Genomic DNA, 8,292 nt, shown 5'->3' on the forward strand with positions numbered 1-8,292 from the left:
CCCTCTGAATATCCAATCCTATTTTCTCTTCACCAGTTTCGATGCTTTCCTTGCTTTGCCGCTGGTCAGCTTTCCAGACATCATTCGCAAGGGTATTGTTGCCCGACGCACACAAAATGCTGTCGCTGCCAAATCGCTTGAAGATGTTAGCCTGCTTGTTATAGCGTGGCTAGAGTCTGGCAGATACCCTAGTGGTACCGAAATCGTAAAAATATTGTTTTATTCCTGTAGAAATAAATAGATACGCTTCGGTGGGATATATTATTCATTTTGGATGTTGATAGGGATTGTCGTTCATTGATATCCTATCTATCGCTGTTAGCTATCATGATAAGGAGAATAATAATGAATATTCGGGACTTAGAGTATCTTGTCGCGCTGGCAGAACATCGTCATTTTCGGCGTGCGGCAGATTCCTGCCATGTGAGTCAGCCAACACTCAGTGGACAGATTCGTAAACTGGAAGATGAACTCGGCGTGATGCTGCTGGAGCGAACCAGTCGCAAAGTCTTGTTTACACAAGCGGGGCTGTTGCTGGTCGAGCAGGCACGAACGGTATTACGCGAGGTAAAAGTACTAAAAGAGATGGCGAGCCAGCAGGGTGAAACCATGTCCGGGCCTCTGCATATCGGCCTGATCCCCACGGTAGGACCTTATCTGCTGCCGCAAATTATTCCAATGCTGCATCGCACGTTTCCCAAGCTCGAAATGTATCTGCACGAAGCGCAAACCCACCAGTTGCTGGCCCAGTTGGACAGCGGCAAATTGGACTGCGCCATTCTGGCGATGGTGAAAGAGTCCGAAGCCTTTATCGAAGTTCCGCTCTTTGATGAGCCGATGAAGCTGGCCATTTATCAGGATCACCCGTGGGCGAACCGCGAACGTGTGGCGATGTCCGATCTGGCGGGTGAGAAACTGCTGATGCTGGAAGACGGCCACTGCCTACGCGATCAGGCCATGGGCTTTTGTTTTCAGGCGGGGGCGGATGAAGATACGCACTTCCGGGCGACCAGCCTGGAGACGTTGCGTAATATGGTCGCTGCCGGAAGCGGTATTACGCTACTGCCGTCGTTGTCGGTTCCGCGCGAACGCGAACGCGATGGCGTCTGCTATTTGCCGTGCTATAAACCGGAGCCCAAGCGCACTATCGCGCTGGTGTATCGCCCCGGTTCACCGCTGCGCGGACGTTATGAGCAACTTGCTGATACCATCCGCGAGCATATGCAGGGCTATATGGAAAACCTGTCAAAATAAGCGGTTAAGCCCGTTCAGCGCGGCTACACGGTACGCTTCTGCCATGGTTGGATAGTTGAAGGTAGTATTAACGAAATATTCGATAGTATTGCCTTCACCTTTTTGTTCCATGATGGCCTGCCCGATGTGGATAATCTCCGCAGCGCGCTCACCAAAGCAGTGAATACCCAGAATCTGCTTCGTTTCACGGTGAAACAGAATCTTCAAGCTCCCCACATTCATCCCGACAATCTGCGCTCGTGCCAGATGTTTGAACTGCGCGCGCCCGACTTCATAAGGGACTTTCATTGCGGTGAGCTCTTGCTCGGTTTTCCCCACGGAGCTGATTTCCGGGATGGTATAGATGCCGGTTGGGATATCTTCGATCAGATGCGCGCTGGCGTCGCCTTTGATAATCGCCTGCGCGGCGAGCCGACCCTGATCGTACGCTGCTGATGCCAGGCTGGGATAGCCGATGACATCGCCAATAGCATAAATATGCGCCAGCGCCGTCTGGTACATGCTGTTGACCTTGAGCTGGCCCCGGCTGTCGGTGCTCAGGCCAATATTCTCCAGCCCCAGCGTTTCCGTATTCCCCGTGCGTCCATTGGCATAGAGCAGGCAGTCTGCCTTCATCTTTTTGCCTGATTTCAGATTAACGATAACGCCATCAGACAGCCCTTCAATACTCTCGAACTCTTCGTTGTGGCGAATTACCACGCCGTTGTTCCAGAAATGGTAGGACAGGGCATCCGACATTTCCTGATCGAGAAACGCCAGCAGCCTATCGCGGGTATTGATCAAATCGACCTTAACGCTCAGGCCGCGAAAGATAGAAGCATATTCGCAGCCGATAACGCCCGCGCCGTAAATGATGACGTGCTGAGGCTCGTGATCGAGTTGCAGAATCGAGTCGCTGTCGTAAATACGCGGGTGGTTGAAGTCGACTTCTGCCGGATGATACGGACGTGAACCGGTCGCGATAATGATATTTGCGGCGGTCAGCGTTTCATGGGTGTTGTCTGGGTAGTGAACGGCGATCGTGTGTGCATCGATGAAGCTGGCTTCGCCGGAAAACAACTCGCACTGGTTACGCTCATAAAATCCTTGTCGCATACGGGTTTGCTGACCAATGACGCTGTCGGCGTGGCGCAGGATGTCGGAAAATGAGGAGCGAATAATGCGGGAGTTGTCACTGTAGAGGGGGTTTTGATTGAACTCGATAATACGGCTGACGGCGTGGCGGAGGGCTTTGGAAGGAATCGTACCCCAGTGGGTACAGCCGCCGCCGACATTGTAGTGACGTTCAATCACCGCAATTTTGGCACCGTGCTTGGCCAATCCCATTGCTGCACCTTCACCGCCGGGACCGGAACCAATCACAATGGCATCATAATCGAATTGATGTTCTAGAGTCATGGTAGGTTAAACCTGTTTTTATACAAAATAATAACGTGGCCTTAACATCGTGCGATTGTAACATCGACGGCGGCAGAACCCAATCATCCCTGCCTTTACTATGGAAACAGATTCTCACATTCTTAATATGGCAAACTTTGTCTCATTCTGCGGACAATAAAATTTGCTATAGTGCCCCTCTGGAAAGGGGAGTAGATCATTTGGGCAGCATAATGGGTGTCAGAGCACAACAAAAAGAACGGACTCGTCGTTCCCTTATAGAAGCTGCATTTAGCCAGTTAAGCGCTGAGCGCAGTTTTGCCAGCCTGAGTCTGCGTGAAGTCGCCCGCGAAGCGGGTATTGCGCCGACATCTTTCTATCGTCATTTTCGTGACGTGGATGAACTGGGGCTGACAATGGTTGACGAAAGCGGGCTGATGCTGCGTCAGTTAATGCGACAGGCTCGGCAGCGTATTGCCAAGACCGGTAGCGTAATCAGGACGTCGGTTTCCACCTTCATGGAATTTATCGGCAATAATCCCAATGCGTTCCGGCTGTTGCTGCGTGAACGTTCAGGGACGTCGGCGGCTTTCCGTGCGGCAGTTGCGCGCGAAATTCAGCATTTTATCGCTGAACTGGCGGATTACCTTGAGGTAGAAAACCATATTCCCCGCAGTTTTGCGGAAGCGCAGTCGGAAGCGATGGTGACCATTGTTTTCAGCGCGGGGGCAGAAGCGCTGGATGTTTCTCTGGAACAGCGTAAACAGCTGGAAGAGCGGCTGGTACTGCAACTGCGGATGATCGCCAAAGGTGCTTATTACTGGTACAGAAAAGAACACGATAGTAGCTTTACCGTGCCATAAAGCCTCTATACCAACAACATGAAAAGGGAGAAACCATGACAGAAAAACCTCACCAAGAAAAAGGTACGCTGGTGCTGGCGTTGATTGCGGGCTTATCCGTCAATGGCGCATTCGCCGCCTTGTTCAGCAGTATTGTTCCGTTCTCGATTTTTCCCTTGATTGCGCTGGTCTTGTCTATTTATTGCCTGCATCAACGCTATTTGCACCACAGTATGCCGGAAGGTATTCCGATGCTGGCGGCGGCCAGTTTTCTGCTGGGCTTATTGATTTACAGCGCCATTGTGCGCGTTGAATATCCTGCCATTGGATCGAACTTTATTCCTTCAATCCTGTGCGTGGTGTTGGTTTTCTGGATTGGCCTGAAACTGCGACGCAGAAAAGAGTCGGATTCCGTATCCGCAGACGAGAGCGAGACGTTATAGCCGGTGATGCTGGCGGGGTAGCCCGCCAGCTTGTATGCGTTACTGACGTTTTTCCAACAGCACGCCACACTCCATATGGTGGGTGTAAGGGAATTGATCGAACAGCGCCAGACGGCGAATGTCGTGGGTTTCTGAGAGTGTTTGCAGGTTGTTGCTCAGCGTTTCCGGGTTGCAGGAAATATAAAGAATGCGCGGATATGCCTGCACCAGTTTAACCGTTTCGTCATCCAGTCCGCTGCGCGGTGGGTCAACAAAAATGGTCTCGCACTGGTAGCTTGTCAGGTCGATGCCCTGTAAGCGGTTAAACTGACGCACACCCTGCATGGCCTGCGTAAATTCTTCGGCCGCCATGCGGATAATCTGCACGTTCTCTATCTGGTTCGCCGCGATATTATACTGTGCTGCCGCGACGGATGGCTTGGCGATTTCCGTCGCCAGTACGCGTTCGAAATTTCTTGCCAGCGCGAGTGAAAAATTACCATTGCCGCAATACAGCTCCAGCAAATCTCCCGTCGATCCCGCCGTCGCATCCAGCGCCCACTCCAGCATCTGAATATTGATTGCGGCATTCGGCTGCGTGAAGCTGTTTTCTACCTGTCGGTAAATCATATCCCGACCTGCAACCGGCAGGCATTCATCGACATAATCGCGATCGAGGCAGATTTTGGTTTTTGTCGCGCGGCCAATCAGTTGTAGACGGAACCCCTGCGCCGTCAGGCTATCGCGCAGCGCACGGGCGTGTTCCTGCCACTCCTCGTCCAGAGCGCGGTGATACAGCAGTGAAACGATCACTTCGCCGCTCAGGGTGGACAGATAGTCTATCTGGAACAGTTTGCGGCGCAGGACGGAATCGGGCTGGATTGCAGCAAGCAGCTCCGGCATCAGGCGGTTGATTAACTCGCTGGCTGCCGGAAAGCGATCGACCCGAATGCGCTGTTTGGTTTGCTGGTCAAACATGATGTGGTAAAGCTCGTCACCCTCGTGCCAGATGCGAAATTCGGCACGCATTCGATAGTGACTGACGGGAGAACGGAAGACGACAGGCTCTGGTGCATTGAACGGTGCCATCATCCCACGCAGACGCTCGGTTTTCTCTGCAAGCTGGTCGTCGTATTGTTCGATGGGCAGGATTTCTGGCGTCATGGTTTTCTCGTCAACAGCGTCTAAAAGGGTGTTATTGGCCGGGAATTGTAGGGAATCCGGCCAGGAAGTCCAGTTTTGTTACGTGATTATTCTGTAGTGATATAGAAGTCTAGACTTCCACAATTCGCGATTGTAGGATGAGCGTCCGGCCTTGTACCACAAGTTAAAAGGGAATCCAGTGTAAATCTGGAGCTGACGCGCAGCGGTAAGGAATGCCCCGGCGATAGCATTATTATGCAGACACTGTCTTCAACTTTTGAGGATGGGAAGTCATCGCTTTCGTTGTATCCCCTACCGTCGTTGACGGTTTGTGGCGACAACGGCATCCAAGCCCGAAGACCTGCCGGAATACGTCGCAATTGGTTCTGCATATCGCGTGCTATTAACAGAGCCTGCGGCATCCTTATTATTTCTCGGATGCTTTAACAATGATTAAAAAAATTTCGCTGCTGACGGCGCTTTCCGTCACGGCATTTTCTGGCTGGGCGCAGGAAAGCCAAAATCCGTCATCGGAAAAAAATGCCGATGACATGGTTGTAACGGCAAATCGTTTCGCACAGCCGGTTTCTTCGGTGCTGGCGGCAAACAGTATCGTAACTCGGGCTGATATCGAACGTTGGCAGGCCAAGTCGCTCAATGATGTGATGCGTCGTTTACCAGGAGTAGATATTGCTGAGAATGGTGGCCGAGGACAACTTGGTTCGATGTTTATTCGTGGCAGCAATTCTAACCATGTATTGGTACTGGTTGATGGCGTTCGTCTTGCCTCTGCAGGCGTCTCTGGCAGTGTTGACTTCAGTCAGATACCTATGTCGTTAGTGCAGCGTATTGAATATATTCGTGGCCCTCGTTCTGCTGTGTACGGTTCTGATGCTATCAGTGGCGTCATCAATATTATTACTGAACGTACTCAGGATGGAGGTGTGCTAAATGCTGGTTATGGTTCTCATGCTTATCAGAACTATGATGGTTCAGTACGTGGTCATGTGAGTGAAAATACCGTTGTCAGTGTTGCAGGAAGCTATGAAGCTACCCATGGGTATAATGTTTATCCTTCCTCGCCTTGGCCAGCAGACAGAGATAACGATGGTTATCGCAGCAAATCCTTTTGGGGATCGCTGGAACAGCGTTTCTCTGAAAATACTTCCGGTTTTTTCCGTGCCTATGGATATGACAATAATACGGATTATGATGTTGTTGGTACTTATCAAGGTAATGATAAAAGCTACTTAAATACCCGGAATTATGATGCAGGGTTAAAATTCCATGAGGGTATTTATTCAAGCCAATTAACAGCCAGTTATCAAACTTATGATTCTCTCAATTTTAATGACATCATCGGAAAATATAACGGAACGATTACGCAAATTGAGCAACGTAATCTGCAATGGGGCAATGTCTTCAATGTAGGAAATGGTAGCGTAAGTGTCGGAGCTGACTGGCGCAATGAACGAGCACAACCGGGGGGAGGAGCAGCCTATACCCAGGCTCATAGTCGTGATAATTCGGGTGTCTACTTGACGACCCAGCAGCAATTGGGGTCTGTTACGTTAGAGGGGGCTGTGCGTGGTGATGATAATCAACAGTATGGTCGACACGGTACGTGGCAAACCGGTGCCGCATGGGAGTTTATTGACGGTTACCGAATTTTAGGCTCTTACGGTACAGCATTTAAAGCACCGACATTTGACAAGATATATGACACTGCATACTCGCAGGGGAATCCCAATTTATCGCCTGAAGAAAGTAAGCAGTGGGAACTTGGCGTAGAAGGCTTAAGTGGTCCGGTGAACTGGCGGGTGTCCGGTTACCGTAATGAAGTTGATAACCTCATTAACTTTCGTTCACTCCCTCTAGGCCAGAGTACCTACGATAATATCGGTAAAGCGGTAATGACTGGGGCTGAGTTTACTGCAGCGTATGACACTGGGTGGCTTTCGCATCAAGTCACTTTAGAGTACCTAGACGCCAAAGATAAAACTACAGACAAAGGTTTGGCTCGCCGTGCCCATAAGAAAGCGAAGTATGAACTTGCTACAACATTGGAAAATAATGTCAATGTGTCGTTGACGTGGCTTTACCAAGGTGCTCGTTCCGATTCGGATTTTGATCCTATTACTTTCCAACCTAAACCCGTGAAGCTTGGAGGATATAGCCTTTGGGATCTCGCCGCCTCATATCCGATCACCTCTCATCTGACAGTTCGTGGTAGAATCGCCAACCTGTTTGATAAAGATTATGAGACGGCATATGGCTACCGCACGGCAGGGCGAGAATACTATCTCACAGGAAGCTATACCTTCTAACCTGCCATCCCGTCCTACGGTTCTGGTCTTCGATTCCGGTGTAGGCGGGCTGTCTGTTTATGATGAAATCCGGCAGCTCTTGCCGGATCTTCACTATATATACGCATTCGATAACGAAGCGTTTCCTTATGGTGAGAAATCACAGCAGTTTATTATCGAGCGCGTGGTTGAAATTGTTAACGCCGTTCAACTACGCCATCAGCTCGCACTGGTTGTGATTGCCTGTAATACGGCGAGTACGATTTCTCTTCCTGCATTACGTGAGCGTTTTACTTTCCCTGTCGTGGGTGTTGTCCCTGCGGTGAAACCTGCGGCTAAGCTGACGCGCAACGGTGTCGTTGGCCTACTGGCGACGCGCGCAACGGTTCAACGCCCCTATACGCACGAACTGATTGCCCGTTTTGCGACGGATTGCCAAATTTTGTCTCTCGGGTCGTCAGAGCTGGTCGAATTGGCAGAGGCAAAATTGCAGGGGGAGACGATTTCCATTTCCGAACTGCAAAAAATCCTGCGTCCCTGGCTGCGTTTACCGGAGCCGCCAGATACGGTTGTTCTGGGTTGTACGCATTTTCCGTTGTTAGCAGAAGAGCTGAAAGCGGCGTTGCCAGATGGAACACGTCTTGTCGATTCTGGTGCCGCTATTGCCAGAAGAACCGCGTGGCTAATTGCCAATCTGGATAATCCGCCACTTTCGACAGATAAGAATCTGGTTTATTGCCTGGCGATTACACCTAAAGTCGCCACGTTGTGGCCAATATTGCAGCGTTATGGCTTCGATTCGCTGGAAAAACTACCGCTTTGATAGTTTTGTGGGTGAATAGTAGACAAACAGAAATTATTTTGCATTTAGCGCTTGTCAGGCGGCGAGAAGTCCCTATAATGCGCCTCCACTGACACGGCAACAGCGACACGCGGTTGCGGTAACAG

7 protein-coding genes and 1 riboswitch are annotated in these 8,292 nt (G+C 50.6%); of the genes, 5 read left to right on the top strand and 2 right to left on the bottom strand.

The window, feature by feature from the left end; genetic code table 11:
- Window positions 1-345: 345 nt before the first annotated feature.
- Window positions 346-1,254 (top strand): DNA-binding transcriptional regulator OxyR, encoded by a 909-nt coding sequence (oxyR, locus tag WCT94_RS14055; protein WP_010281486.1) that lies wholly within the window; start codon window positions 346-348, stop codon window positions 1,252-1,254.
- Here oxyR and sthA read toward each other — a convergent pair.
- Window positions 1,246-2,652: a Si-specific NAD(P)(+) transhydrogenase gene (gene sthA / locus WCT94_RS14060; RefSeq protein WP_012772922.1), complete on the bottom strand. Its 1,407-nt coding sequence runs from the start codon at window positions 2,650-2,652 to the stop codon at window positions 1,246-1,248. The two genes, oxyR and sthA, sit on opposite strands and share 9 nt — an antisense overlap.
- Window positions 2,653-2,864: 212 nt before the next feature.
- On the opposite strand from sthA, the gene fabR reads away from it, so the two are divergent.
- Entirely contained in the window at window positions 2,865-3,494 is a 630-nt protein-coding gene (gene fabR / locus WCT94_RS14065; RefSeq protein ID WP_010308157.1) for an HTH-type transcriptional repressor FabR, read from the top strand.
- A gap of 35 nt (window positions 3,495-3,529) precedes the next feature.
- Entirely contained in the window at window positions 3,530-3,916 is a 387-nt protein-coding gene (locus tag WCT94_RS14070) for a YijD family membrane protein (protein WP_336870044.1), read from the top strand.
- A 39-nt stretch (window positions 3,917-3,955) separates the two neighbouring features.
- Here WCT94_RS14070 and trmA read toward each other — a convergent pair whose 3' ends face one another.
- On the bottom strand, window positions 3,956-5,059 hold the full coding sequence (gene trmA, locus WCT94_RS14075) for a tRNA (uridine(54)-C5)-methyltransferase TrmA (protein ID WP_010308150.1): 1,104 nt from the start codon (window positions 5,057-5,059) through the stop codon (window positions 3,956-3,958).
- Between the two features lie 131 nt (window positions 5,060-5,190).
- A riboswitch (cobalamin riboswitch) is annotated at window positions 5,191-5,421 on the top strand.
- A gap of 66 nt (window positions 5,422-5,487) precedes the next feature.
- Here trmA and btuB point away from each other — a divergent pair.
- Together btuB and murI are read left to right on the top strand one after the other, a co-directional pair.
- Entirely contained in the window at window positions 5,488-7,365 is a 1,878-nt protein-coding gene (btuB, locus tag WCT94_RS14080; RefSeq protein ID WP_336870046.1) for a TonB-dependent vitamin B12 receptor BtuB, read from the top strand.
- Window positions 7,310-8,167 (top strand): glutamate racemase, encoded by an 858-nt coding sequence (murI, locus tag WCT94_RS14085; protein ID WP_336870047.1) that lies wholly within the window; start codon window positions 7,310-7,312, stop codon window positions 8,165-8,167. The genes btuB and murI overlap by 56 nt, the downstream gene beginning before the upstream one ends.
- Window positions 8,168-8,292: the final 125 nt, after the last annotated feature.

Source organism: Pectobacterium sp. 1950-15 (genome assembly GCF_037136835.1).
GTDB lineage: Bacteria > Pseudomonadota > Gammaproteobacteria > Enterobacterales > Enterobacteriaceae > Pectobacterium.

What these genes read in the sequence shown, in the direction of transcription:
- oxyR (WP_010281486.1), top strand. Translation starts at nt 346, where the DNA reads ATGAATATTCGGGACTTAGAGTATCTTGTCGCGCTGGCAGAACATCGT.
- WCT94_RS14070 (WP_336870044.1), top strand. Translation starts at nt 3,530, where the DNA reads ATGACAGAAAAACCTCACCAAGAAAAAGGTACGCTGGTGCTGGCGTTG.
- btuB (WP_336870046.1), top strand. Translation starts at nt 5,488, where the DNA reads ATGATTAAAAAAATTTCGCTGCTGACGGCGCTTTCCGTCACGGCATTT.
- fabR (WP_010308157.1), top strand. Translation starts at nt 2,865, where the DNA reads ATGGGTGTCAGAGCACAACAAAAAGAACGGACTCGTCGTTCCCTTATA.
- trmA (WP_010308150.1), bottom strand. Translation starts at nt 5,059, where the DNA reads ATGACGCCAGAAATCCTGCCCATCGAACAATACGACGACCAGCTTGCA.
- sthA (WP_012772922.1), bottom strand. Translation starts at nt 2,652, where the DNA reads ATGACTCTAGAACATCAATTCGATTATGATGCCATTGTGATTGGTTCC.
- murI (WP_336870047.1), top strand. Translation starts at nt 7,310, where the DNA reads ATGGCTACCGCACGGCAGGGCGAGAATACTATCTCACAGGAAGCTATA.